Here is a 24,730-nt window from a genome sequence, read left to right on the forward strand (position 1 = left end):
AAGCGTCACGCTGCAATCGTTGACACATGATTGGGCTATAGTTATTTCACCTTTCTAAAAATATGGGATCCCTTATGCCTACCCCGACGCCCGAGCAGGAACGACCATCAACACTACCAGGCGATTACAATCCAGCTGAATACAGCGCCGAATATAAACTGCTGTATTTGCAGGACTTGGTGGCCGATAAAGCATATGAGGCGATCACTGAGTTTTTAGAAAAGCAGTCTGAGTATGAGATTGCAAGCCTACTAGAATCGTTCCCTACCCAGAACCGTTTACTCATCTGGGAACAAGTACCAGAGAGCATTAAGGGTGAAGTGCTTGCTGAGCTCGAGTACGATACTCGCCAGCCGTTGATGGAAAACATCTCTTCTCAAGAGATCTCATTATTTACTCAAGACCTCGATGCTCAGGATATCTCTGAGATTCTGGATACCGTGACTGAGAGCGTCCGTACCTCAGTGATGGCAACGCTGGACGAAGAGACACGTGTCCAAGTCAATAAACTTGATACGTACAACGACTGGGAAGTTGGCAGCTATATGGATCCTGATATTATCCAAATAAGAGATGATATCTATCTGTCTGATGTACAAGACTGGCTGCGCCAGAACGACGATTTACTTGATGACGAAAGCCAAGAGCTGCTAGTGGTTGATCAAAGCCAGCAATTACTCGGTCTATTGAGCCTAGTAGATTTGATCAAGCATAAGCAGAGCACTCTAGTCTCGGAGCTGATTGATACTGCTATTACGATTAACGATCGCTTAGACATCCAAGATGCCGCTGCGATTTTTCGTTCAGAAGACATCCGTTTTGCCCCAGTGATTAATAGCCATGGCGAACTGGTTGGACAGCTAAATGGCGAGGACATTATGGAAATTATCCAAGATGATGTTGATAGCACCATGAAAAACCTCGCTGGTGTTAGTCAAGATGAAGAGCTGTTCGCGCCTATCTTAACCAGTGCCAAAAGCCGTAGCGTCTGGCTAGGCATTAACTTATGTACCGCGCTTCTGGCCGCAGCAGTGATTGGACAGTTCGAGGAAGTATTGGCACAAGTGGTGGCGCTAGCAATACTCATGCCTGTAGTTGCCAGTATGGGCGGTATTGCAGGCTCACAGACATTGACCGTCGTCATCCGCGGTATGGCAATGGGTCAAATCGGTGGTTCTAACCGAGTCTGGCTACTCAACAAAGAGCTGTGGGTGGGTGCGATAAACGGTATCATTTGGGCGATAATCATGGCGTTTATTGCTCAATTATGGTTTGATGATATCAAGATTAGTGCCGTCATTGGCTTTGCCATTGCGATTAATATGACTGCGGCTAATGTCTCAGGGATTAGTATACCGCTGATGCTAAAACGCATGAATATTGATCCTGCTTTGTCCGCCTCAGTAATTCTAACGACCGTGACGGATATTGTCGGTTTTATGTCATTCTTAGGATTAGCGAGTGTACTGATACTTTAGTTAAACTATCGAATAGTCAGTTGTCTGTCTAAAATATGACACTATAATTTATCTAAAAACGTTGAATAACTTTTTAACATCGTAATCTATAAACTGAAATCTAAGAGTTAAACTCTAAAAACTAAGATCTAGAAACTAAAATATAGAAACTAAAATATAGAAACTATCAAACCATTAAGCGAGTGTGTTATGCAGGCTGTACAAGTTAAAGTCGTAAACCCTAAAATTACTGAAGATGAAGCGTTCCCTCTACCGACTCGCGCCACCGATGGCAGTGCTGGTATCGATCTGCGTGCTTGTATCGATGAACCCTTGACCATCAAAGCAGGCGAAACCCATTTGATCGGTACAGGCCTTGCCGTCTATATCCAAGATCCTAATTATGCGGGCATGATCCTACCGCGCTCAGGTCTCGGTCATAAGCATGGTATCGTCTTGGGTAACTTGGTTGGGCTCATTGATGCTGACTATCAAGGTGAGCTCATGGTCAGTATTTGGAACCGTAGCGAGAATGACTTTGTACTTAATCCAGCAGAACGTATGGCACAGTACATCGTAGTACCCGTTGCCCGTCCTGCCTTTGAATTCGTCGCAGACTTTAGTGATAAAAGCGTACGCGGTGCTGGTGGGTTCGGACATTCAGGTCGTCAGTAGCTCAAATAGGCAGTTTTTTGGGTAGCGACTAGCGTTTACTTGGATAGCATTGATTAACTCTTAGGCTATCTCGTTTTTATCTTACTTATCATCTCACCATAATTACGGAAATAAGGAGTGTAAGCAATGCCATCTTTTGCGGCTCAGCATTTCTTATTTCGTGCTTATGATATCCGTGGGTCGCATCAGTATTTTACAAACGAGTTTGTACAAGCATTAGGGTATGCTTTTGCGCATCTCTATAACTCTCAAGACCACCAACTGACCCAGCATAATGATGCGGTCATGGTTGCTGATATGGATGACTGTAAAAACAGCACTGTAATTACTAAGCAAGGTGCTCGGAGTGAGAGCAATGGCATTAAAAGCACTGATGTTAAAAGCCAGAGTGTTAAGAACACTGGCATTAAAAATAACATTATTACAAATATTGTCGTTATCGGTTACGACATGCGTGTTGGCAGTGAGACGATTGCTCGCGCACTATCTACCACCCTGATAGAGAGAGGCTTACGTGTTATCCAACTGGGGCTCATTACCACGCCAATGATGGCATTTTGGTCAGAGCAGTATCAGGGTCATGGTATCATGGTGACTGCCAGCCATTCTGCCAAAGACATATTAGGCATCAAGTGGCTAGTCAATCATAAATCCCCAAGCAGCTCAGAGATACAAACACTGTATCAACAGCTGATTGCCCATCACAATCATTACTCACCTAAAAATCAATCTAACAAAGCCATCTTAGACTCAAGCTTTACAGACACTGTCCTCGATACCGAGTCATCGAACGATTTGCTAACAGAGCTACCTGACGGGCAGGTTGCAGATACTTATATCACGGCTATTGAACAAGTACTTAAGGAGCTTTCTCGGCACACACAGACAACTCACAATCGGACAAGCCACGGTCAAATAGCATCTACAAAAACACCAGAAAATCCTCTCAACCTTGATTTAATCATAGTCATTGACTGTATGCATGGTGCTACAGGCAACATCGCTCAGCGCTTGTTTGAGCGTTTTTGTCAGCAGGTCATTGTTCTCAATGGTACGCCAGATGGCAGCTTTCCATTGGGCAACCCTGACCCCTCCGAGCCTAACCGTCTAACCGAGTTGCACCAAGCTGTCATTTCTCACAATGCAGATATGGGTCTGGCTTTTGATGGTGATGGTGATCGTTTGGTAATCGTCGACAATGAAGGTAAAGTGGTCACTCCTGATTATTTGCTCTACTTTTTGGCACGTATTGCGCTCACTGAGCATCCCAAACCTCTACTTGACTCCTTACTAGCACCTGAAGTGCTGTTCGATGTCAAATGTACCCATCATTTACCCAAGCTACTGGTCGACCTCAATGCCACGCCTGTGATCAGCAAGACAGGCAGCAGCTTTATGCGCCAACAGATACAACACCCTGACAGTCAAATTGTTTTCGCTGGTGAATTATCGGGACATTTTATTTTCAATGACAGTCGTTTTATTGCTTATGATGATGCGATGTACGCTGCATTACGGCTGCTGCATCGGTTTGACCAGTCTCGTAATGCACTTAACAATAAAAAATCTCTGACAGATATTATGCAACGCCTGCCTGCGATGGTCAGTACCGCTGACCATTATCTACCAATACCGCAGGCGACTATGACAGATTGTACAATTATGGAGCAATTGACGAGTTTCTGTACCTACTTGCAGCATCTGGTTGGTATATCTGTCGATACTGATTCTACGAGCGACTCTGTTAGCAACTCTATCAATAAGCCTGAACAACCCTTAAAAGCTACCCATCTACCAACTGCCTTATGCAAGTCGTCAATATGTGCTTGCGCCACAGTCAGATCATACATAACAGTTGGGCAAGCCAAGTGTTTATTCCCCATAGGAACTAAGCTGAATTGCATCGATGGTATACGCTTGGACTTTGCACATGGGTTTGGGGTATTACGCCAATCAAACACCAGTAACAACCTAACTGCACGCTTTGCAGGCAATAGTATGGACGACTTAAGAGATATTCAGGCAACGTTTGCGTCTCTGTGCCGACCATTTAGCGCAGCGCTAGCACAACAGATCGTTGCTATGCCTGCTGAGTAGCTATGCGCAATCAAATAATTATCTTGTTAGAGACAATAGATACAACAAAAACAACCCACTCAACACTGCCCTTAGGAGTTCATAATGACGCTTAATTTAGATGATGCCAAAAACACTGCTGAGGTATTGACCACAGCGTTACCCTATATTCAGCGTTTTGTTGATAAGCTCATCGTGGTGAAATATGGTGGCAATGCGATGACCGACCCTGAGCTTGAGAGCTCATTTGCTCGCGATATCGTCTTACTAAAAACTGTGGGTATGCATCCAGTAGTCGTTCATGGTGGCGGTCCACAAGTCGATAACCTGCTCAAAGAGTTGGGTCGTCAATCAGACCGTATCGATGGGATGCGTGTCACCGACAAAAGCACTATGGATGTTGTAGAGATGGTGTTAGGCGGTAGTGTCAACAAATCCATTGTTAGCTTAATCAATAAGCATGGCGGGCGCGCGATCGGTCTGACCGGTAAAGATGCCAATTTAATTCAAGCAAAAAAACTGATGATGGAAAAAATTGGCGCAGACGGTAACGCTGTTCCTGTTGATTTAGGGTTTGTCGGTGATGTGGTGAGTGTCAATAAAGATGTGATCAACATGCTGATTGCCTCTGACTTTATCCCTGTTATCGCACCACTTGGCGTTGATAAAGAAGGCAATACCTACAACATCAACGCGGATCTGGTCGCAGGAAAAGTCGCAGAGTTTTTGCAAGCAGAAAAGCTGATGCTGCTAACCAATATAAAAGGCGTACTGGGCCGTGATGGTGAAGTGGTCACTGGACTGACGCCAAAGAAAGTCGATGGCCTCATCGAAGACGGTACGATCTCAGGTGGTATGATTCCTAAAATTCAGTGCGCGCTTGATGCGGTACGTAGCGGCGTCAAAAGTGCCGTTATCGTCGATGGTCGTGTACCCCACGCAACCTTGTTGGAGATTTTCACTAATGAAGGCGTTGGTACCCTCATTAGCCGTGAGATAGATGCATAATTAGACTCACAAAATGTGCCTATTATTAGCTATCAATAAAAAAGAGCCCGAGCTTTGCACTAGCTCGGGCTCTTTTAGGTTTTTTAAACTTTTAAGCTTCTAGAGTGGCAATTCTTGAAAGCTGGTCATGTAGAATAATCAGGAAGTCACCTCTCTACGAAAAAGCCTTATCAAACTCCGCTTCATTAAAACCGCACAGCAATACTTCTTGATTTTTATCTGCCAGCTGACCTTCTACAATCGGGCGTTTAATCATACTGGTATTTTCCACGAGTAAATCTATCGCGTTGTCTACACCAGCATCAGCCGCTTGCTTTTGACTGTCGTCTAGCTTTCGCCATGTCGTGCCGCGTTTATTCAGCACCTTATCAATACCCAACTCATTTACCCAGCGCTGTACTGCTTCTTTATTGATACCTTGTTTTTTATAGTCGTGAAACTCATAGCTAACGCCTAATTCATCTAGCTTATTGAACGCCTTTTTCATCGTGCTGCATGATTTGATTCCGTAAATAGTGATAGTCATTGCGAGTCCTTATTATTTGCCCATAAATGCCTGTGAATGTTCCTATTATACCGAAGGCTGACTGGATATAGAAAATACCTCACGGTCAATCCACAAACCTTGTTAGTGAATGCATCATATCGTCGCAATTTTTGCCAAATTACGCTATGCTATGGCATTGTCAAATCCCACCTATTTTGATCAGTATTAAATAAATCAGTATCAACCAATTTCGAGCCGACTATGAGCAATGCCGTGACAGCAGACCAAACCGATAACCATTATTACAACCCGCAAGCGATAGAAGCCGCACAGCAAACCAAATGGGCCACTGATAAGCGCTTTGAAGTCAGCAATGAGCCAAGCGACAAACCAAGCCGTTACATGCTGTCGATGTTCCCTTACCCAAGCGGCAAGCTGCATATGGGTCATGTACGTAACTATACGATTTCTGACGTATTAAGCCGCTATTATCGTCTCAAAGGGTATGAGGTCATGCAACCAATGGGTTGGGATGGTTTTGGCTTGCCTGCTGAAAACGCCGCGATTGCCAATCAAACTCCGCCTGCTGCGTGGACGTTTGCCAATATTGACAACATGCGCGCACAGCTTAAACTACTTGGCTTGTCTATTGACTGGTCACGCGAGTTTGCCACTTGCAGCCCTGAATATTATCAGTGGGAGCAGTGGTTGTTCTTGCAGTTGTACAAAAAAGGCTTGGTATATAAAAAACTCTCAACGGTCAACTGGGATCCAGTGGATAACACCGTCTTGGCAAACGAGCAAGTCATCGACGGTAAAGGCTGGCGTAGTGGCGCGGCAGTGGAAAAACGCGACATCCCAATGTATTACTTCAACATCACTGACTATGCTGATGAGCTATTGGATGATTTGGATCAGCTAGAGGGTCACTGGCCGTCTGAAGTATTGACCATGCAGCGCAACTGGATTGGTCGTAGTGCGGGTATGGAAGTGCATTTCCCTTATGAGCTGGCTGGTGAAGAAAACACCTTAGATGTGTTCACTACTCGTCCTGATACCTTAATGGGCGTGACTTATGTCGCCGTTGCAGCAGAGCATCCACTCGCACAATACGCTGCTGAAAATGATGAAATAATCGCTCAGTTCTGTGCGCTTTGTAAAAAAGGCTCAGTGGCTGAGGCTGATCTCGCCAAAGCTGAGAAAATCGGTATGGATACGGGTCTGACTGTGACGCATCCACTGACTGGTGAAGAAGTGCCAGTTTGGGTCGCTAACTACGTGTTGATGAGCTATGGCTCAGGTGCGGTCATGGCAGTACCAGCGCATGATGAGCGCGATTATGAGTTTGCGGTGAAGTACAACCTACCGATCAAGCAAGTTATCCATACGCCTGATGGCTATTTTGACGATGCTAAAGCGGATGCCAAAGCAAACGAGACTGATGTTAATACTGAGGTCAATCTTGCCTATACCGAGCGCAATACCTTGGTCAACTCAGGTGAGTTTGACGGTTTAGACTTTGAGCAAGCGTTTGAGGCGATGCTGAGCAAGCTTGAACCAAAAGAGCTTGCCAAGAAAAAAATCCAATATCGCTTGCGTGATTGGGGCGTGTCTCGCCAGCGCTATTGGGGCTGCCCTATCCCAATGATCAACTGCGAGCATTGCGGTACGGTGCCTGTCGAAGAGCAAGACTTGCCGGTTGTGTTGCCAACTGATGTCGTACCTGATGGTCGCGGTAACCCACTTAAAAACATCCCAGAGTTTGTGAACACCACGTGTCCTAAATGTGGCAACCCTGCTGAGCGTGAGACGGATACCTTTGACACTTTTGTAGAATCAAGCTGGTATTATGCGCGCTTTGCTAGCCCAACGGATGCGCAAAACATGGTCAACAAGTCTGCTGCCAATAAATGGCTGCCTGTCGATCAATACGTGGGCGGTGTCGAACATGCGGTGATGCATCTGTTGTATGCGCGTTTCTTCCACAAGCTCATGCGTGATGAAAACTTGGTCACAGGCGACGAGCCTTTTGCCAATCTAATGACCCAAGGCATGGTACTCGCTGGCACGTTCTATCGCGTCAACGCTGATGGCAGTACGACCTACTACTTTGCAGAAGATATCGATATCGACTTCAACGAACGCGGTCAACCAATCAAAGCCATCTTAAAGTCAGACGGCCAGCCAGTCACGATCGGCAAAATCGAAAAAATGTCCAAATCAAAAAACAATGGCGTCGACCCGCAAATCACCATTGATAAATACGGTGCAGATACGGTTCGTTTATATACGCTATTTACCGCGCCTGCTGATCAAACACTTGAGTGGTCAGATGATGCGCTAAAAGGCCCTTATAACTTTGTGAAAAAAGTATGGCGCATTGCCAATGATCACATGCAAGCGCTAACGGCAGCTGGCATCAGTATTGATACACTGAACAGTGCTACCTTGAGCACAGAGGGACTGAGTAAAGAAGCTAAAAACTTACGTCGTAAAACGCACGAAACTATCGCCAAGATCGATAGTGATTTGGGTGATCGTTTGGCACTCAATACCCCAGTATCGAGCCTAATGGAACTTGCCAACGAGTTGACTGCATTTAACGCTACTGGCGAGCAAGAGCTACAAGTTAAGCATGAAGCGTTGACCAACCTCCTTATCATGCTGTCTGTCTACGCACCGCACGTCGGTGAGCATTTACTTGAGCAGCTAGGTCTTGACACCTTAACCCTAGACTACCCAACCGTTGACGACAGTGCACTGGTACAGGATACGATCACGATGGTCGTACAGGTCAATGGTAAAATGCGCGGTAAGATGGATGTCGCACCAAACAGCGATCCTGAGCAATTAAAAGCACAAGCTCGAACGATGGATAGCGTGGCAAAATTCATTACAGGCGAGATCAAAAAAGAAATCGTCGTTCCTAACAAGCTGGTTAATATCGTGGTTGTAGGCTAGTCGTCTAGGCTTAGTGCTCTAAGCCTTTTTATTATCTGAGGATAGCGTTTATGTCATATAAGCATCGATCTGGGCAGTCACAAATACCAAGCACGCGGTACGCTGGTGCAAAGCAATCTGGTGGGCGTAAGCTTGTAACCGCAATGCTCGCAGTATTACCCATGTTTGCAATCATAGGGGCGACCGCAGGCCTGAGTGGCTGCGGTTTTCAGCTGCGCGGTTATGACACACCGATGCTACTCAACGCCAGCAAAACAGCCGTCATTATCGAAGATAATCGCACCTCCTTTCCTCTAAAATTACCATTGACCCGTCGCCTAACGACGTTGGGTGTCGACGTCATTGATAATATGAGCGTCGACGATGTGATTCGTAGTAATCAGCAAGCAGGTGCTAAAGCGATTGCAGCGATCGATATCCGAAACATACGTTTTAAACGTTATGAATTGGTTGGTGTATTGACAGAGATTCGCTTGGTACTCTCAGCAGACGTCAGCTACCAAACGATTGAGAACGGCAAGCCAGTCACCCTTACCAATCCGATTCAAGTCGAGCGCAGCTACCAGTACAATGAAGCCTCTGTCAGTACCGATGACCAGCAAGGCGATCAGATTCGTGATTGGCTCTATGATAGCTTAGCGCGCCGTATTACCGATCAATACGTGGCGATCTCTTTACCAAAAGTCGGATCTACTACCAAGCAATCTGTATTAACAAGTAAAAGCGTAACTCCGACGGTTGTTGTCGTACCCGAGAAGTAGCCTTTAATCAATACTATTATTAAGCCATACCATTTGCAGTCGTTTAAGTATGAATCATAACGAGCGTACGTACTATATTTAGTTAATGAGCCAGTTAGTCAGCTAAGCAGGTTCGAAAGCGCTCGTTATATTACTGCATTATTGCAAATGCTATCACCTGCTTACCAACCTGTGTCCTATCACTCTATGCAAGATACCTTTATACAAGCCTATCCAAAACTACTGCAACCTTCAGTTGCGGTAGCGGGCTTGTGGCTGGCGCATGGTGATGAGCCATTACTCAGTCAATGGCTGATTGATGCGCTTCGTTCGCATTGGCGCGCGCAAAACTACGCCATAAAACGTATCGAGCTGATATCCGTCAAAAGCTGGCAAGAGGTGCTGTCAGAGCTTGGTAGCCAATCTCTATTCGATGATGCTAGCGCTTTGATCGTGACAGGCAATCATAAGCCTGACAAAGCCGTCCTTGCTGAGCTAGAACGCTTTGCCGTAGAAGCGCAGACAAACGCAGGCAGTCATAGTTTGTTGTGGCTGACACCCAAGCAAGACAAACGTAGCCAGAGCAGTAAATGGTTTGCTCCTTTTGCAAAATATGGCACTGTCATTGACTGCAATTTATACAATGAGCAGCAGCGTCAGCAGTTACTACAAATACAGGCGCAAAATTTTGGGTTACGACTGTCACAAGAAGCGTGGCAACTCCTGATGTCTCATACTGAGCACCATCTACTCAGTGCCTACCAAACGCTATGGCGACTGTCATATCTGTTTGCACCGCAATTAGCTACGAATAATGAAGATAGCGAACTGCCGAGTAATGCTCCACAATCGATGAATAATGTGGCATTAGATATTAAAGATCTACAAGCCGCTCTAGTGAGTGATGCTCAATTTAGTGTGTTTGACTTGTCTGATGCCATGCTTGCGGGTAATAGCACGCAAGTTGCCAAAATCATGTTCCAATTAAAGGCGACTGACGAGCCGACTACCTTGGTACTGTGGGCGATCAGCAAAGACATGCGCCAGATTATACAGCTAATGGATGGACAAGATCCTCAGGCGCTTGGTATCTGGCGTAGTAAGCAGGGGCTGTATCAGCAGGCTTGTCGTCGCCAGTCGCAATCTCAAACTGCTGAATGGCCAGCCCTGCTCTATCGCTGTGACCAAGCCATTAAAGGCCTTGTTCGCCAGCCAGCATGGGAACTGCTGTTGCAAGCAGCATTAGAATTAGCAGGTAAGCGCTTATTTGCGATGCGCTGACCTCCTATGACAGTATTTAGTCGTTAAAAAACCAACCATCAAGCCTGTATCTGTACTTCTACCCCTATTCGTAGTCGTATTCGTAGTCGTATTCGTAGTCGTATTCGTAGTCGTATTCGTAGTCGTAGTCATAGTCATCAAATATCACTTTCTATTGCCTTCTTTATAGAGATAGTCCTACTAACCCCCTCCATCTACAGCACGCTATCCTCCTCAAGTGTTACCCATCTAATATCTACCTTTTCCTAGTCGCTCACTTACTGTCATGTCGTTTCTGCTAAAACGACCTTAACCTTTCGTAAACTAATTACCATTCCCTTTTGTACATGAAGTCTCTACTATATCTACACTTGATTTAATTGTGATTGGATTGTTGTCATGCGCAAAATGAGCAAAAAGTCTGCTATCAAATGGGGCGTTATCGCCTTAGTCGTCATAGCCCTAGGGGCTTTAGCCTATACCTTCTTAAAACCAGAAGAAACCACCCCCAACTATCTGACTGCGACGGCTGAGATTGGCGATATTGAAAATAACGTCATGGCCTCAGGTAAGGTCAAAGCCTTAAATACTGTCGATGTAGGGGCGCAGGTATCTGGTGAAGTAAAACGCCTGTACGTTGAAGTGGGTGATGAGGTAAAGCAAGGCGATTTGATCGCCCAAATTGACCAGGTCACCCAAAAAAACAGCCTGAGCAATGAGCAAGCGAGCCTCGAGCAGAGCGAAGCCGCTCTACAAAGTGCACAAGCAGAAGCGCTCAGCAAACAAGCAGCACTAAAAAGCGCGTATGCTGATCTCGCCAGCCGTCAGTCTGAACTCAAACAAACACAGTCTGATTTTGCGCGCTTGCAAGACTTAGTCGCTATCGATGCTATCTCGCAGCAAGAATACGATACGCAAGCGACCAGTGTCGAGACGGCTAAAGCAGCTGTTGCCAATGCTCGTGCTGCTATCGATACCGCAAAGGCAGCCATTGCGACCACTGAAGCCAATATCAACAGTCAACAAGCAGCCCTACGCAAATCACGTACCAATGTCAGTACAGCAGAAGAAGATCTCAGCTACACCACCATCCGCGCCCCTATATCAGGTACGGTAGTCTCTATCACGACAGAACAAGGCACCACCGTTAATGCCAATCAGACGGCGCCAACCTTGGTAACGCTTGCTGATCTATCAACAGTACGTATCAATGCTCAAATCTCTGAAGCTGACGTGATCAATGTCAGTGCTGGGATGCCCGCTTATTTCAATATCATTGGTAATCCAGATCAGCAGTATGATGCGACGTTGACTGCGATTGAACCTGCCCCAGAACAAATCAGTGACACCAGCTCAACGGATGCTGCTATTTACTATGTTGGCTATGTAGAGGTTCCAAACCCTGACCGTTTATTTCGTATTGATATGACCGCGCAGATTTATATCATTGTCAATGAAGCCAAAAACGCGCTTTTAGTACCGTCAACAGTGATACAAGAAAAGCGTTCTAAAGGCAAGGAAAAAGGTAGTGCAGCCACCGGTAAATTTGTACGGGTACTAAAAGATGACGGCACTGTAGAAGAGCGTACTGTAGAAGTCGGTATTGATAACCGAGTAAATGCACAAATCCTAAGTGGTCTAAAAGAAGGCGAAGAAGTCATCATCAGTGAAGAAAGTGCTAATAACTCAGGCGGCCGCGTACCTGGTGGACCGCGAATGTAACTTGTGCTTTATACCTGTTGATTGATATAGGGCTCAAGCAAAAGAGCCCTGTACTGCGACACTGACTACCCTCTATTGAAGACATTGCTATGACTATACCTCACTCTTCCAAACCGTCGCCTGACGGTCACCCGCATAAAGACTCAGAGTCGTATGAGTCGTATGAGTCGTATGAGTCGTATGAATCGGTCGATGGGTCACCCAGCCCATCAGAAGCAGACTCGGTAGGATCAAGCCCAGCAGAAGTAGGACCAGACAACAATGACACACATGCTGATAAGCCAATTATGCAGCTGTCTGGTATCATCCGAGAGTTTCCTGCTGGCGAGCAGACCATTAGAGTCTTGCACGATATCAATCTGACGATCAATCAAGGCGAGATGGTCGCTATCATTGGGCAGTCCGGCTCCGGTAAGTCCACCTTGATGAACATATTGGGCTGTTTGGATCAAGCGACAGCAGGGGATTATAAAATATATGGTCAGTCAGCAAGCAAGCTGGACGCTGATCAGTTAGCAGAACTACGCCGCGAGCATTTTGGCTTTATTTTCCAGCGTTATCATCTGCTTGGTGATATCAGCGCCAAGGACAACGTTGCCGTTCCCGCTGTTTATGCAGGTATGGATACTGAGGCGCGTACCAACCGCGCCGAAAAGCTACTCACAGACTTAGGACTTGGTAGCAAGGTCAATAACCGTCCCAATCAACTCTCAGGTGGACAGCAGCAGCGTGTTTCTGTTGCTCGCGCGTTGATGAACGGTGGTGATGTTATTCTGGCAGATGAGCCAACTGGTGCTTTGGATAGCAAGTCCGGCGAAGATGTGATGGCGATATTGCATGATCTGAGCGCACAGGGTCATACCATCATCATGGTGACCCATGACCCCAAGCTTGCAGCTCAAGCTGAGCGCGTGATTGAGCTTAAAGACGGTTATGTTATTGCTGATTATAAGACAGAGCATTATAAGCACACACAGAAACAACCAGAGTCTATTTTGGGTGGTCATCGCAAAAGCGCGTTTGGCAGTTTTGTCGATCGTTTGCTTGAAGCCTTCAAAATGTCTTTGCTGGCTATGCGCGCGCACAAAATGCGTACCCTATTGACCATGCTGGGTATCATTATCGGTATCGCAGCAGTAGTCTCTATCGTTGGTCTCGGGCAAGGCTCTCAGCAGCAAATACTGGCTAATATCAGCTCTCTTGGTACTAACACTATCACTGTCAATGACGGCTACCCTAGAGGCGATCCTAGACGACGTTATAATGATGATAATCTTACGCCAGAGGACGCCCAAGCTGTGGGCAATCAGCCTTATATCATCAGCGTCAGTCCACAAGTCAATGCAAGCTCTAGTGTGCGCTATCGTAGTGTACAAGAGGACGCTACCGTCAACGGCGTTGGTAAAGACTATCTAGAGGTCACTGGTGAGACATTGGCATTGGGTCAAGGGTTTGATGCAAAGAGCATCAACTTACGTAGCCAAGATATCATTATTGATGACAATGCCAAGCAAACCTTTTTCACTGATGCTGACAACCCTATCGGTGAAGTGATTTTGATTGGTAGTGTGCCAGGTCGCGTGATTGGAGTACTTGAAGAAAGTGATGGTGGTTTTGGTCCAGATGTCACCACACCTACCATATACATGCCCTATACCACCGTCATGTCTCGTATTACTGGTAGTACCAATATCGACCGCTTTGTGGCTTTGTTAGACGATAGCATTTCTTCGAGCGCCGCCGAGACTGCCATCTCTGATCTCATAGAGAGTCGCCATGGCAAAGATGACTTTCAAATACGAAATTCTGACTCTATTCGTCAGACTATTGAGTCGACGACAGGAACGATGACTTTATTGATTTCGTCCGTGGCGGTTATTTCGTTGATAGTTGGCGGTATCGGGGTGATGAATATCATGTTGGTTTCTGTCACTGAGCGTACCAATGAGATTGGCGTACGTATGGCGGTCGGTGCACGCCAAAGCGATATCATGCAGCAATTTTTGATTGAAGCGGTGTTGGTCTGCATCTTGGGCGGTCTCATTGGTATCGGACTGGCCTTTGCCATTGGTGAGTTGATCAATAGTGTCGGCGGTGACAACTTTAAAGTCATTTACTCACCGACCTCGATTATTGCCGCTTTCGTTTGCTCTACCCTGATTGGTGTTGTTTTTGGCTTCTTACCAGCTCGCAATGCAGCCAAACTGGACCCAGTAGAAGCACTATCTCGAGACTAATTATCACTTGTTGATACGTTTTAGCCAAATCTAAAGCGTATCAATACCGACATAACCCCTAAAATCCAAAGAAACTTAAATAAATAAGCAATTTTATAAGAGATTTACACTTTTTTTATGGTTCGGGGTTGTAATTGTCATAATTATATATATAATGTGCTCTCACGTTTAGGGATACAAACACTTTAAACGTTAGGGCTGTTAGCTCAGTTGGTAGAGCAGTTGACTTTTAATCAATTGGTCCCGCGTTCGAGTCGCGGACAGCCCACCATATTTAGTTTAATCTTTATTGATCGTTCTGCCCTATCCGGCAGTAGATTAATAAAGGTAAGTTTTAAAAAATTCTTTAACTAGAATTTTTACTTGCAGTAAAATGCAAACCTAGTTTGGATATAGTGTTTTTAGAATTTACGAAATATAGATTCTCTTGCACTCAGATGAAGCAATACTTCATTTAATCCTTACTCAGGGCTGTTAGCTCAGTTGGTAGAGCAGTTGACTTTTAATCAATTGGTCCCGCGTTCGAGTCGCGGACAGCCCACCATATTTAGGAAGCCCAGTTACTATAATAGTAACTGGGCTTTTTTTTGTCTGCGCTTTTATCTATCTACAATCACTTGTCTGATTTACGCTTAAAAAGTCGAGACTTATCCTTTCTGCGCCACAGTAGTTTGTGCTTGATCGTGTCTTTGATGGTACGTGGATGTTTAGGCGCTTGAGCAATAAAGGCATCAAACTCTGCTGTACTCATTGCCAACTCTCGACCATGCGCCATAAGCACCATTGACGGCTTCAATGCTTTTATTTTCTTTAGTGACTGCACATAGTCTACAGGGCTGTAGACAGGAAAAGGTGCTACGAACTTATGGCGCAATTTGATTATTAAGTCAGCCGTATATACTTGGCGACTGGGCAGATGAAACAACGACAAATCACGATCGGTATGCCCCGGCGTCTCCAATACCTGCCACTCATCAAACTCCGGGACCAGATCGCCATCTGTAACCGTTATATCTGGTTTGAGACTTGCAGAGTAGTATAGGTTTTTGAATTGGCGTCCTTGACGTCTGGCCACGTAGTATCCCAGATGTATATCTACGAAGTGCATCGCGCGTCCCCCAATACCGCCGTACCATTGACCTTTTTTGTCAGATGAGACGATGAGGCAACCGGTCTTTTGCCGAAACTTACGTGCACCGCCAGCATGATCAGGATGCATGTGCGTGACCACCACTACCTTTAGATCAGTTATGGGTCGCTTCAAGATCGTTTTGATGTAATCAAGCACCATCGGTACGTCCGCACGGCAGCCACCATCTAGTAGCATGATTTTATCTGGATACACCGCAAGATAAGTACTTTGGATGTACCCCTCTAAACGTATAATTTTGCATAAACTCATTGGCATTCCCTAGCGCATTCATTATTCTTATAAGTTTGTATATCGTAAACCTTATTTAGTATAGCGCCCACCACTCCAAATAAAATGCCTTTGAGTGAACGCTTGTGACTATAAAAACGCCTATAAATAGCTAAGCAAAAATGGCCTTGTCAATCATAATCCTAAATGCAAAAAGCAAAAACCCAGCACTTTGGCTGGGTTTGAGACAACATTCGATATGACTGTTCTATAGCGCTTTAGGTATGGTTCAACTGACAGCTGCCCCTACCTCTACTGAGACATGCCCAGTGCACTATATATAATTACGCGAGGTCACGTACCTTTGGCTCCCGCTCCCATAGACGAGTTTTAGCGTTTTCGATAAAACCATCTACATTATCAAGCGGCGTCACAAATGCATCTTTTTCGATAGGTAATTTGCTCAAAATATGCTCTTCGGTCGCAGGGCAATAAGCAATCGCTTTACAATGTGCATAAGCATCATTGAACCAGTCTAACGCCGCGCTATCCATTGCCAATTTCTTAGCTGGTGGATGCATAATAATACTGACAATGGCATCAAAGAGTACAGAAGGAGCACCAGCCAAACGCTCGTCAGTTTGGATCTTCGTGCCATCGTCTAACGTCACTTCTTTGTTAGGAGCGACGATCTTGACACTAGCGCCAGCGTCGACAGCCGCCTTTTCAAACTTCGCAACTTCGCTATGACTAGAACCTTCAGCAACTAAAATACCAACCAAACGTCCTTTTAGACTCTTAGGCGTGATACCGATGGTCTGCACAGCTTCAGAAGTACCTAAGTCTTGCACAGGTGTCGCAGCATCTGCAGGCTCTGGTAGGTCCATACCGAGCGCTGTGGCCACACGATTGGCTAAATCTTCATCGATGTGACGCAGATGGCTAAGGGTACGAGTACGTACATGCGCAGTATCTACTTTACCCAGCTCAAACGCATACGCAGAGGCAATATGTGCTTGTCCTGTCGCTGTCTGGCTGCGATAGAACATACGTGGTTGACTATAATGATCTGCAAAACTCTCTGCTCTTACGCGACCTTTTACACCATCGTCCAACCGTTCATGGAACGATTCAAATCCGCGTTTAACGCTTTCACGTGGACGTGTTGGATCCAGGCTTTGTGGCTCATACATAACACGCGTTTTAGGCACTTGCATTTGCATATGACCATCTTGCTGATTATTAGCAAACGGACATTTTGGTGCATTGATTGGAATCTGTGCAAAGTTCGGTGAGCCCAAGCGTGACAGCTGCGTATCTAAGTAACTGAACAGACGTCCTTGCAATAGTGGATCGTTACTATAATCGATACCTGGCACGACATGTGATGGGCAGAATGCGACTTGTTCTGTCTCTGCAAAGAAATTATCTACATTGCGATTCAAGACCATTTTACCGATGATCTTTACAGGTACGGTTTCTTCAGGGATAAGCTTGGTCGCATCTAGGTGATCAAACGGGAAGTTGTTTGCTTCCTCTTCCGTAAACAACTGCACCCCAAACTCCCATTCAGGATACATCTCATTGTCGATAGACTCGAACAAATCACGGCGATGATAATCAGGATCTGCACCAGAGATTTTTACAGCTTCGTCCCATGTGGTCGACTGCACGCCCAGTACTGGCTTCCAATGGAAACGTACAAACGTGCTCTTACCTTCTTTATTGATTAAGCGATAGCTATGAATACCAAAACCTTCCATCATGCGTAGGCTACGTGGTAGTCCGCGATCACTCATAAGCCAAATCAGATTGTGCATGGTTTCAGGGCTCAGCGAGACAAAATCCCAAAACGTATCATGAGCAGATGCCGCTTGCGGGAAACCGCGATCTGGTTCAGGTTTTACGGCGTGAATCAAATCTGGAAACTTGATAGCATCTTGGATAAAGAAGATCGGCATGTTGTTACCAACGATATCCCAGTTACCTTCTTCTGTGTATACTTTTACAGAGAACCCGCGTACATCACGTGGCGTATCTTTTGAACCTTTATTACCAGCAACCGTCGAAAAACGAGTAAACAATGGGGTTTGCTTACCAGTTTCTGTCAAGATTTTGGCAGTGGTATACTCTTCTAACGATTCAGTCAGCTCAAAGTAACCATGGGCGGCACTACCGCGTGCGTGAACGATACGCTCAGGGATACGCTCATGGTCAAAATGGTTGATTTTTTCACGCAATACAAAGTCTTCTAACAAAGTAGGACCGCGTTCGCCTGCTTTTAGTGAGTTCTGATTGTCACCAATAGCCACGCCTTGTTGGGTGGTCAAAACCTTGGTGTCGTCGCCTGCACGTTGATGGGTTTCCCCTCCATTACCGCGCTCAGTGTTCATGTCCTTTGCTGGGTCGGTATGATCGATATTCTTATTCATAAAAAATCCTAGCTAATAAGTAAAATGGTCTCTTATAGGACCATTAGAAATAGGTTTACACAGGGTGCTGATTCCTTTGAGATAATAGTGACTTCATATGTCGGTTATTTCTCTGTGTTTTGCATGACCAATTATTAAAAAACATAAAAGAATAAAAGGCATACGGCTTATAGTACTCAAAAATTAAGTTGCATAGGTGGTAAACCTTGTTGATGTTTGGTTAAGGTTTGCAGTCATCATAAATTCCTATTTTTAAGCTCTCTTAGCGGTGCATCAACGTTAACAATAGAATCTTGTAATATAGTTATTGTTTCAGGTATGCTTTTGGAGAGTATTAGAGACAATCGATAAATACATTGGCATAGTTTTAGCCTTATATTTATCTTTTCACATGACTAATTTATATAACTATAAGGCCATCTACCATGTTACAAACTTTAAACTCCCCGACCAAAAAACCTTATCGCTCATTATTAGTGGGTGCATCAATGGGTTTGATGGCATTAACAGTCAGTCAAACGGCTGCTGCTATCACCACCAAAAATGTTACTTATACAGTGGAGAACCAAACTTACGAAGGTTATTACGCCAAAGCAGATAAGGCTAACGCGCCTTTTATCTTACTGATTCATGATTGGGATGGTTTAACTGACTATGAGCGCAAACGCGCTGACATGTTGGCAGCTGAAGGTTATAACGTACTGGCAGCAGATATGTTTGGGCAAGGCATTCGTCCTACCTCTGTTGAAGAAAACAAGCGGTTAACAGGAGAGCTATACGATGACCGCAACAAGATGCGCCGCATATTGGCAGGGGCATTAACAGCAGGACAGCTACAAGGTAATGATGTGCGTAAAGGCACAACTATGGGGTATTGTTTTGGTGGTACGGTAGCGTTAGAGCTAGCACGCTCAGGCTTTGAGCAAAAAGCCTTTGTACCCTTCCACGGTGCCTTTGAGGTGCCAACAGGTCAGAGCTATGACAACACCACTGGAGAGATTTTAGTATTTCATGGATCTGCTGATGAGTCTGTCTCGCTGGAGAGCTTCGCTACTTTGGGTAAAACCTTAGAAGCGGCTAATATACCGCATGAAATGGTAACATACAGCGGCGCGCCACATGCCTTTAGCGTCTTTGGTAGCGACAGATACGATGCTCGTGCCGATGAGCGCTCTTGGAAGCGCTACTTGGACTTTTTGGCAGAAGAATATAAATAATATAGCTGCGCAAATAAATATGTAGACGTAAAAAAAACACCTCAATTAAGATCTGATAACGATCGATTGAGGTTTTTTTTTGCAGCATCAGTTATTTAGTATTTTCGGAATACCAACAGCTGATTGTTAGCGGGCATCGTATAAGTATTTATAAGTTTTAAGTGATGCGAATTTGCTAAATGGACTACGTCTTCCTTATTCCGAATACCGCTATTAGCGTTACCTGCTCTTAGCATCGTATCAAATCGTTGGTTGCCTTCACTAGTATATGTACCATGCTCGTTAAATGGACCATATACAATCAGCTTGCCATTAACAGATAGCGCATCACTAGCCAATGCAAACAAGCGCTTGACCAAATTCCAACTGATAATATGCAAGGTGTTGGCAGTGAATATCGCATCGTAGTGCTTATCTGCGCGACTGCTGAAAGGTATTGCATCTGTATTCAAATCAAATGCCAATGGCGCATATAAGTTAGGTGCTGGGTAAGCGTTGTGCCAAGCTGCTATGTGACGATGATTACTAGTGACATCACTCGTTTGCCACTGTATCTCAGGCAAGTTAGGTGCAAAGTACACACTATGCTGACCTGTCCCAGAACCAATTTCTAGCACATGGTTGAAACATTGTAGCTCTGTTTGCAGCACTTGCATAATAGGCTGTTTATTATTTTCACACGCTTGAGAAAACGGCAAGGCAGCAATATCTTCTTTGTTATTGAGATGATCACTTTCCATATTATCGTCATGCATCACTATCCTCCCAGACCGTTATTATACTCTCAGTATTGATAGCTGATAGCAGTAGATTAACAAGTACTATCCAAGACTGCCTTAGTTTAATAATGACAAAGCAACTTCTACTAGTAAATTCCTGCCTCTACCCCAGCAGCAAGCGTCATAGCAAGCTCTTCTAGTTGCTCAGCAAAGCTGTCTTGCCAATCGCCTTGTAGTATCAACGCCTCTTGAACCCATGACCAACGTAGCCCCGTTGTAATCGTTTTGAGCGCAAGCTTGGTACCTGTACCGTCATGCCCTGCCCGTATATATACCGCAAATGGCATACCTTGCTTCTCTTCTAGCACTGGATAGTAGCAACGATCAAAGAAGTCTTTGGTCAGCCCTGCCATATACGCTAGATTTTCAGTTGTGCCTAGCAGTAACGCATCAGCAGCCAATACATCTTCTGGCTGCGTGTCCTGCGGTGATTTCAAAATGACAGTGATATCTATATCAGGATGATTAGCACCATCAAAAGCCGCCTGCGCCAATTTCTGAGTATTGGGCGATGGTGCATGAGCAACGATAAGTAGAGTCTTAGTAGGCATATTAAGTGTCCGTGCCATTATTAAACACTAAGTTTTGAGTAATGGCAGGATCCAAGCTATTGCTTACCGGACAGGTCAATGCAGTTTTATAAAAACGTTTTAAGGTACTTTCATCTAATGCTTTTGAAAAATTAACTATCACATGTATTTCACTCACACGTCTTGGTTTGGCGGCCATGACTTTGGTAACTTCTGCGGTCGTACCTGAGATATCGATATCCATTGCTTCGGCTTTGATACCAATAATCGTTAAGATGCAACTGCCCAAACTGGTCGCTAGCAAGTCAGTCGGAGAAAAAGCCTCGCCCTTACCGTGGTTGTCCATCGGCGCATCGGTAATGATTTGATTATTCGACTGCAAATGGATAGCTTGGGTGCGTAAATTGCCTTGATAAGTTACTTTTGATGTGGTCATGGGGTTCTCTTTTTTATTTGTAGAAAATCAAATATCAGACTAAAAGCAAGTACCTATTTTTGTATGTTTTAACTGAGCCAAACATTAGACTACTTTGTTATTCGACAATATGCCAGTCTTCCACCAATATATCTTGAATTGAGAATATATAAGGGCAAATACCATCTTCATTTTCCAAAAACATTGATGGTAGTTTATATTTTTTAGCTATCAAAAGCGTAGTAAATTGAGGTATAAGTGCAAACAAGGCTTCTGCTGTTTGAATTGTCTTTATATTATTATTGGGTCGAAAATTAGCATCGTGAATCACTTTATGTCTGGTAGTAAAAACCTCATTAAATATACTTTTCCAATTCGGAATCATATTGTTAATACATAGGTTCTGAAACACCTTACCATTAAAACCACAAGGGTTTATCGAAGAGTTGCAAATAGTATCTAAGAAGCCATTATCCCATAGTTGGCCAAATGCAACCTCAACATCATTCACATTTTGAAAATTAAAACTCTTACTAAGTATTTCAATTAACGAAAAATCTTCTAACGTGTAGCAATCATTAGTATTCTTAAAATTCTTTAGAAGTTCATTCATCATTTCATCGTCTATTGAATGTATGTAAACAAATAGATCTCTAAAAAATGTTTCCAATGAACTAACCAAGAAAACAAAATACTGTCTATGAGCGACAGACTTTATTGGGAAACTGCTATTTAATAAAAAATGAGTTAATTTAGCATTTTCGCTGAAATTATTTAAGTAATTTAAAAACAGCTGATCGATAGCTCCTCTACTATTTTTTAATTCTATAAGCTCATCTCTTAATTTACTTGTGATTCTTCGAGGTCTCATAAATTCACCTCTTAGTATAATTATTGATAGATTTTGATATTTATCATAAACACACACCTGAATAATATATACAGCAGTAATACTCATGTTCTGTGCAGATCTCAAGTTCGGTACTGGAGACGTATCAACTCTTAATTACTACCTGTGGGCAAACCAGCTTTCCAATGACGCATTGCTAGAATCTACTCGATCAGAGAAGTAGCATTCTTTTATCGCTTCAAATACTGCTTGAGTATCTTTAAATTCCTCATTAAACCACTCTGGTCCAGGACCTGGTGCAGCAGACATACTGATATTAACCAAATATTTAGCCTTTCTACCTTTTCCTCTCATAGTAACTTTCGCTGAAGGCGCATTAATTGTTAATAAAGTAGTACCAATCGCTGACAACTCATCTTCAGTCCAACCTCGAAACAAGGAACCTTGCAGTGATGCAGGTCTTGCAATCTGAATTTCTTGCTCATCATAATTTTCATATACGACCAGACCTAGCTCAGCTACTCTTACCGCTATATCAAAAAGCTCCATTAATACCTCTGTAAAATATAATTATTAGCTAACGAGTTTGACTTTGATTATGTCAGTCAATAGAGCACTCTAATAACCTCTACCCTCGTATACTTTTACCCTTGTTCCCACTTACCCTCTACAAGGTTATACACCTCATCATTGTCATGAGGCGCGATGCTTGCTTTTAATGGAAAGGATTTTCCGCCTACCTCTCTCCAGCACTCCGAAAACCACTGAATAAGCTCATCAATGGCGATACTCCATGGGTCAAAATCTTCATCCTGATTAGTATATTTCTCTTCAAGCTTATAAGGGTAGACATGCTCTATCTCCAACAACTCTGGATCAACAGGAGAAGGATATTGAGCCTCATCGTTGATATAAACGAAGTGCTCAGAATCATCTGAATCCATAAAGAAAGCCCTGACTGGGAACCCTTGTGTGAATCCATCCGCAAATATTTCAAACTCTAGACTGGTCACTTCTTTTGGATAATCATATTCGATTAGTTCTTTTAAAATTGGTTTTATACTCGCGGTGAGTCCATGTAGATATTCTTGAACTTTCTCTGAAAATTCTTGCTCGATGTCCATTTCACTCTCTTTTTATAGTATTACTTCAATTAGACTAAATTATAGGATACAACGTGTGCTGTATATTGACATGTCTTTTCAACATATGAAATCTCGGATGAATTTGCACCTATTTTGGTTAGTGTTTATGTCTTATCTATAAATAAAATCAGATAGCAAAAACCCAGACCTAGAATATTGGTCGTAACGGGATTAAATGCACCTATCAAATACATTGGACTTGCTACAGCTACAAAGAGTAATAGCAAGAGTAGAATAGCCGCGCCTATATACACAGGAGTGTTGGACTTATTGAGAAATATGATTGCACAACCCAAGACTATCTCACCAATACCCGCTAATGGTGAGGCTATCTTGGCAGGTACACCAAGACCACTAATCGAGACTAAATGCACTTCGACTGCACTCAACCATAATATCTTGGGCACCAAGCCGTGATAGATAAATAAAAACCCTAATAGAACTCTGCTAATGAACGAGACATAAGCAAGCTTATCTTTTTGCATCTAAAAAACGTGCCTTATTCTCTGGCAATGGTAGAGCACAGTAGTCATATTTACCAAACAGACGATAACGATTCAATGCGATACGGTCATACATCCAATCTAGTATAGGTGTTGGAATAATCTTAAAAATACAAACCCCTTTCCATGGATAACCTAATTTTGACATTACTTGAAAAAAAGCATTACTCTTTTGGAAGGACTGGTTACCTTCTACATAGAGCATGGTTTCATAAGAGTCGGTAGGTAGCCCGAAATAAAGCAGTATTGCTTGGCCCTCTTCTGATTGCACACTACACAACTTGAAGATCTTCTTACTATCATACTTAAGGATAAAATTACTCCATACGTTACATAGCTTACAAACGCCATCGAAGAGAATGACTTTATCTGAGACACCAACATTAGGAGGGAGTTTATCAGTATTCATTTTTTGCTCTTTCAAATAACCACTTATTGTTGAGTAAATTTAACACTAATATGGATAAGCAACAATCTAAATGTAAAAGTAGATTGTGGTCTGATGAGTCTTAATAATAGATAGCCAAAATTAGGCAAAAAACAAGTATAAGAATAAAAACATGCAATAACATGGGACATGGATAGAGAAAGTAACTAGGTAGAGATAACTAATGAGGTTGACTAGAGTAGAAACAAAACTATAGACAAAGAAAAGCCCCCAACGCGTTAGCGTTGGGGGCTTTTACTTTAGAATAGAGAGCTGACGATGACCTACTCTCACATGGGCGAACCACACTACCATTGGCGCAACGATGTTTCACTTCTGAGTTCGGGAAGGGATCAGGTGGGGCCATCGCGCTATTGTCGTCAGCAAAGGGGGTTAGATATGAGTCTGTTGTTTTTATTGTTTGACTATAAATGTTTAGTTTATGGTCG

The 24,730-nt window shown here is 43.8% G+C and carries 21 protein-coding genes, 2 tRNA genes and 1 rRNA gene; 12 read left to right on the forward strand and 12 right to left on the reverse strand.

What is annotated here, in order from left to right; genetic code table 11:
• Positions 1 to 74: 74 nt before the first annotated feature.
• From mgtE to argB, 4 genes are all read left to right on the forward strand, one after another.
• The gene (gene mgtE / locus AC5JPO_RS05275) at positions 75 to 1,478 is read left to right on the forward strand and encodes a magnesium transporter (protein WP_493853467.1); all 1,404 of its coding nucleotides are present in this window, start codon (positions 75 to 77) and stop codon (positions 1,476 to 1,478) included.
• A gap of 189 nt (positions 1,479 to 1,667) precedes the next feature.
• On the forward strand, positions 1,668 to 2,132 hold the full coding sequence (gene dut, locus AC5JPO_RS05280) for a dUTP diphosphatase (protein ID WP_493853468.1): 465 nt from the start codon (positions 1,668 to 1,670) through the stop codon (positions 2,130 to 2,132).
• 126 nt (positions 2,133 to 2,258) lie between these two features.
• Entirely contained in the window at positions 2,259 to 4,229 is a 1,971-nt protein-coding gene (locus AC5JPO_RS05285) for a phosphohexomutase domain-containing protein (protein WP_493853469.1), read from the forward strand.
• A gap of 84 nt (positions 4,230 to 4,313) precedes the next feature.
• Complete coding sequence (gene argB, locus AC5JPO_RS05290) at positions 4,314 to 5,216, forward strand: acetylglutamate kinase (protein WP_493853470.1); 903 nt, start codon at positions 4,314 to 4,316, stop codon at positions 5,214 to 5,216.
• 154 nt (positions 5,217 to 5,370) lie between these two features.
• On the opposite strand, the gene AC5JPO_RS05295 is transcribed toward argB, so the two are convergent.
• Positions 5,371 to 5,742, reverse strand: coding sequence for an arsenate reductase (locus AC5JPO_RS05295; protein WP_443524788.1), 372 nt, complete (start codon positions 5,740 to 5,742; stop codon positions 5,371 to 5,373).
• Positions 5,743 to 5,964: 222 nt separating this feature from the next.
• On the opposite strand from AC5JPO_RS05295, the gene leuS reads away from it, so the two are divergent.
• The 7 genes from leuS (at position 5,965) to AC5JPO_RS05330 (ending at position 15,167) form a co-directional block, all read left to right on the forward strand.
• Positions 5,965 to 8,664 carry a leucine--tRNA ligase gene (leuS, locus tag AC5JPO_RS05300; RefSeq protein WP_493853471.1) on the forward strand — a complete coding sequence of 900 codons (2,700 nt, stop codon included), beginning with the start codon at positions 5,965 to 5,967 and terminating at the stop codon, positions 8,662 to 8,664.
• Between the two features lie 50 nt (positions 8,665 to 8,714).
• Entirely contained in the window at positions 8,715 to 9,425 is a 711-nt protein-coding gene (locus AC5JPO_RS05305; RefSeq protein WP_493853472.1) for an LPS-assembly lipoprotein LptE, read from the forward strand.
• A gap of 186 nt (positions 9,426 to 9,611) precedes the next feature.
• Positions 9,612 to 10,685, forward strand: coding sequence for a DNA polymerase III subunit delta (locus AC5JPO_RS05310; RefSeq protein WP_493853473.1), 1,074 nt, complete (start codon positions 9,612 to 9,614; stop codon positions 10,683 to 10,685).
• Positions 10,686 to 11,063: 378 nt separating this feature from the next.
• Positions 11,064 to 12,386: an efflux RND transporter periplasmic adaptor subunit gene (locus tag AC5JPO_RS05315; protein ID WP_493853474.1), complete on the forward strand. Its 1,323-nt coding sequence runs from the start codon at positions 11,064 to 11,066 to the stop codon at positions 12,384 to 12,386.
• Between the two features lie 287 nt (positions 12,387 to 12,673).
• Positions 12,674 to 14,623, forward strand: a complete 1,950-nt coding sequence (locus tag AC5JPO_RS05320) for a MacB family efflux pump subunit (RefSeq protein ID WP_493854011.1) — start codon at positions 12,674 to 12,676, stop codon at positions 14,621 to 14,623.
• A gap of 195 nt (positions 14,624 to 14,818) precedes the next feature.
• A tRNA-Lys gene (locus tag AC5JPO_RS05325) sits at positions 14,819 to 14,894 on the forward strand.
• Between the two features lie 197 nt (positions 14,895 to 15,091).
• Positions 15,092 to 15,167 (forward strand) — tRNA-Lys (locus AC5JPO_RS05330).
• Between the two features lie 69 nt (positions 15,168 to 15,236).
• On the opposite strand, the gene AC5JPO_RS05335 is transcribed toward AC5JPO_RS05330, so the two are convergent.
• Both AC5JPO_RS05335 and AC5JPO_RS05340 read right to left on the reverse strand, forming a co-directional pair.
• The gene (locus AC5JPO_RS05335; protein WP_319049899.1) at positions 15,237 to 16,025 is read right to left on the reverse strand and encodes an MBL fold metallo-hydrolase; all 789 of its coding nucleotides are present in this window, start codon (positions 16,023 to 16,025) and stop codon (positions 15,237 to 15,239) included.
• Positions 16,026 to 16,327: 302 nt separating this feature from the next.
• Positions 16,328 to 18,415 carry a catalase gene (locus tag AC5JPO_RS05340; RefSeq protein ID WP_493853475.1) on the reverse strand — a complete coding sequence of 696 codons (2,088 nt, stop codon included), beginning with the start codon at positions 18,413 to 18,415 and terminating at the stop codon, positions 16,328 to 16,330.
• Between the two features lie 425 nt (positions 18,416 to 18,840).
• Here AC5JPO_RS05340 and AC5JPO_RS05345 point away from each other — a divergent pair, with 425 nt between their 5' ends.
• Positions 18,841 to 19,632, forward strand: coding sequence for a dienelactone hydrolase family protein (locus AC5JPO_RS05345; protein ID WP_493853476.1), 792 nt, complete (start codon positions 18,841 to 18,843; stop codon positions 19,630 to 19,632).
• A 95-nt stretch (positions 19,633 to 19,727) separates the two neighbouring features.
• On the opposite strand, the gene AC5JPO_RS05350 is transcribed toward AC5JPO_RS05345, so the two are convergent.
• The 9 genes from AC5JPO_RS05350 to rrf form a co-directional block, all read right to left on the reverse strand.
• Entirely contained in the window at positions 19,728 to 20,387 is a 660-nt protein-coding gene (locus AC5JPO_RS05350; protein WP_493853477.1) for a DUF938 domain-containing protein, read from the reverse strand.
• A gap of 110 nt (positions 20,388 to 20,497) precedes the next feature.
• On the reverse strand, positions 20,498 to 20,962 hold the full coding sequence (locus tag AC5JPO_RS05355) for a flavodoxin family protein (protein WP_493853478.1): 465 nt from the start codon (positions 20,960 to 20,962) through the stop codon (positions 20,498 to 20,500).
• 1 nt (position 20,963) lies between these two features.
• Positions 20,964 to 21,377, reverse strand: a complete 414-nt coding sequence (locus AC5JPO_RS05360) for an OsmC family protein (RefSeq protein ID WP_493853479.1) — start codon at positions 21,375 to 21,377, stop codon at positions 20,964 to 20,966.
• Between the two features lie 97 nt (positions 21,378 to 21,474).
• Positions 21,475 to 22,314, reverse strand: coding sequence for a HEPN domain-containing protein (locus tag AC5JPO_RS05365; protein ID WP_493853480.1), 840 nt, complete (start codon positions 22,312 to 22,314; stop codon positions 21,475 to 21,477).
• A gap of 51 nt (positions 22,315 to 22,365) precedes the next feature.
• Positions 22,366 to 22,755 (reverse strand): hypothetical protein, encoded by a 390-nt coding sequence (locus AC5JPO_RS05370; protein ID WP_493853481.1) that lies wholly within the window; start codon positions 22,753 to 22,755, stop codon positions 22,366 to 22,368.
• Between the two features lie 95 nt (positions 22,756 to 22,850).
• On the reverse strand, positions 22,851 to 23,330 hold the full coding sequence (locus AC5JPO_RS05375; protein WP_493853482.1) for a hypothetical protein: 480 nt from the start codon (positions 23,328 to 23,330) through the stop codon (positions 22,851 to 22,853).
• Between the two features lie 125 nt (positions 23,331 to 23,455).
• Positions 23,456 to 23,836 (reverse strand): DoxX-like family protein, encoded by a 381-nt coding sequence (locus tag AC5JPO_RS05380; protein ID WP_493853483.1) that lies wholly within the window; start codon positions 23,834 to 23,836, stop codon positions 23,456 to 23,458.
• The gene (locus AC5JPO_RS05385) at positions 23,823 to 24,263 is read right to left on the reverse strand and encodes a thiol-disulfide oxidoreductase DCC family protein (RefSeq protein WP_493853484.1); all 441 of its coding nucleotides are present in this window, start codon (positions 24,261 to 24,263) and stop codon (positions 23,823 to 23,825) included. Before AC5JPO_RS05385 ends, AC5JPO_RS05380 begins: the two co-directional genes overlap by 14 nt.
• 289 nt (positions 24,264 to 24,552) lie before the next feature.
• Positions 24,553 to 24,666, reverse strand: a 5S ribosomal RNA gene (gene rrf / locus AC5JPO_RS05390).
• Positions 24,667 to 24,730: the final 64 nt, after the last annotated feature.

It is taken from the genome of Psychrobacter sp. H25 (genome assembly GCF_059076335.1).

Coding starts and splice junctions, on each gene's coding strand:
- mgtE (WP_493853467.1), top strand. CDS start 75: ATGCCTACCCCGACGCCCGAGCAGGAACGACCATCAACACTACCAGGC.
- dut (WP_493853468.1), top strand. CDS start 1,668: ATGCAGGCTGTACAAGTTAAAGTCGTAAACCCTAAAATTACTGAAGAT.
- AC5JPO_RS05285 (WP_493853469.1), top strand. CDS start 2,259: ATGCCATCTTTTGCGGCTCAGCATTTCTTATTTCGTGCTTATGATATC.
- argB (WP_493853470.1), top strand. CDS start 4,314: ATGACGCTTAATTTAGATGATGCCAAAAACACTGCTGAGGTATTGACC.
- AC5JPO_RS05295 (WP_443524788.1), bottom strand. CDS start 5,742: ATGACTATCACTATTTACGGAATCAAATCATGCAGCACGATGAAAAAG.
- leuS (WP_493853471.1), top strand. CDS start 5,965: ATGAGCAATGCCGTGACAGCAGACCAAACCGATAACCATTATTACAAC.
- AC5JPO_RS05305 (WP_493853472.1), top strand. CDS start 8,715: ATGTCATATAAGCATCGATCTGGGCAGTCACAAATACCAAGCACGCGG.
- AC5JPO_RS05310 (WP_493853473.1), top strand. CDS start 9,612: ATGCAAGATACCTTTATACAAGCCTATCCAAAACTACTGCAACCTTCA.
- AC5JPO_RS05315 (WP_493853474.1), top strand. CDS start 11,064: ATGCGCAAAATGAGCAAAAAGTCTGCTATCAAATGGGGCGTTATCGCC.
- AC5JPO_RS05320 (WP_493854011.1), top strand. CDS start 12,674: ATGCAGCTGTCTGGTATCATCCGAGAGTTTCCTGCTGGCGAGCAGACC.
- AC5JPO_RS05335 (WP_319049899.1), bottom strand. CDS start 16,025: ATGAGTTTATGCAAAATTATACGTTTAGAGGGGTACATCCAAAGTACT.
- AC5JPO_RS05340 (WP_493853475.1), bottom strand. CDS start 18,415: ATGAATAAGAATATCGATCATACCGACCCAGCAAAGGACATGAACACT.
- AC5JPO_RS05345 (WP_493853476.1), top strand. CDS start 18,841: ATGTTACAAACTTTAAACTCCCCGACCAAAAAACCTTATCGCTCATTA.
- AC5JPO_RS05350 (WP_493853477.1), bottom strand. CDS start 20,387: ATGCATGACGATAATATGGAAAGTGATCATCTCAATAACAAAGAAGAT.
- AC5JPO_RS05355 (WP_493853478.1), bottom strand. CDS start 20,962: ATGCCTACTAAGACTCTACTTATCGTTGCTCATGCACCATCGCCCAAT.
- AC5JPO_RS05360 (WP_493853479.1), bottom strand. CDS start 21,377: ATGACCACATCAAAAGTAACTTATCAAGGCAATTTACGCACCCAAGCT.
- AC5JPO_RS05365 (WP_493853480.1), bottom strand. CDS start 22,314: ATGAGTATTACTGCTGTATATATTATTCAGGTGTGTGTTTATGATAAA.
- AC5JPO_RS05370 (WP_493853481.1), bottom strand. CDS start 22,755: ATGGAGCTTTTTGATATAGCGGTAAGAGTAGCTGAGCTAGGTCTGGTC.
- AC5JPO_RS05375 (WP_493853482.1), bottom strand. CDS start 23,330: ATGGACATCGAGCAAGAATTTTCAGAGAAAGTTCAAGAATATCTACAT.
- AC5JPO_RS05380 (WP_493853483.1), bottom strand. CDS start 23,836: ATGCAAAAAGATAAGCTTGCTTATGTCTCGTTCATTAGCAGAGTTCTA.
- AC5JPO_RS05385 (WP_493853484.1), bottom strand. CDS start 24,263: ATGAATACTGATAAACTCCCTCCTAATGTTGGTGTCTCAGATAAAGTC.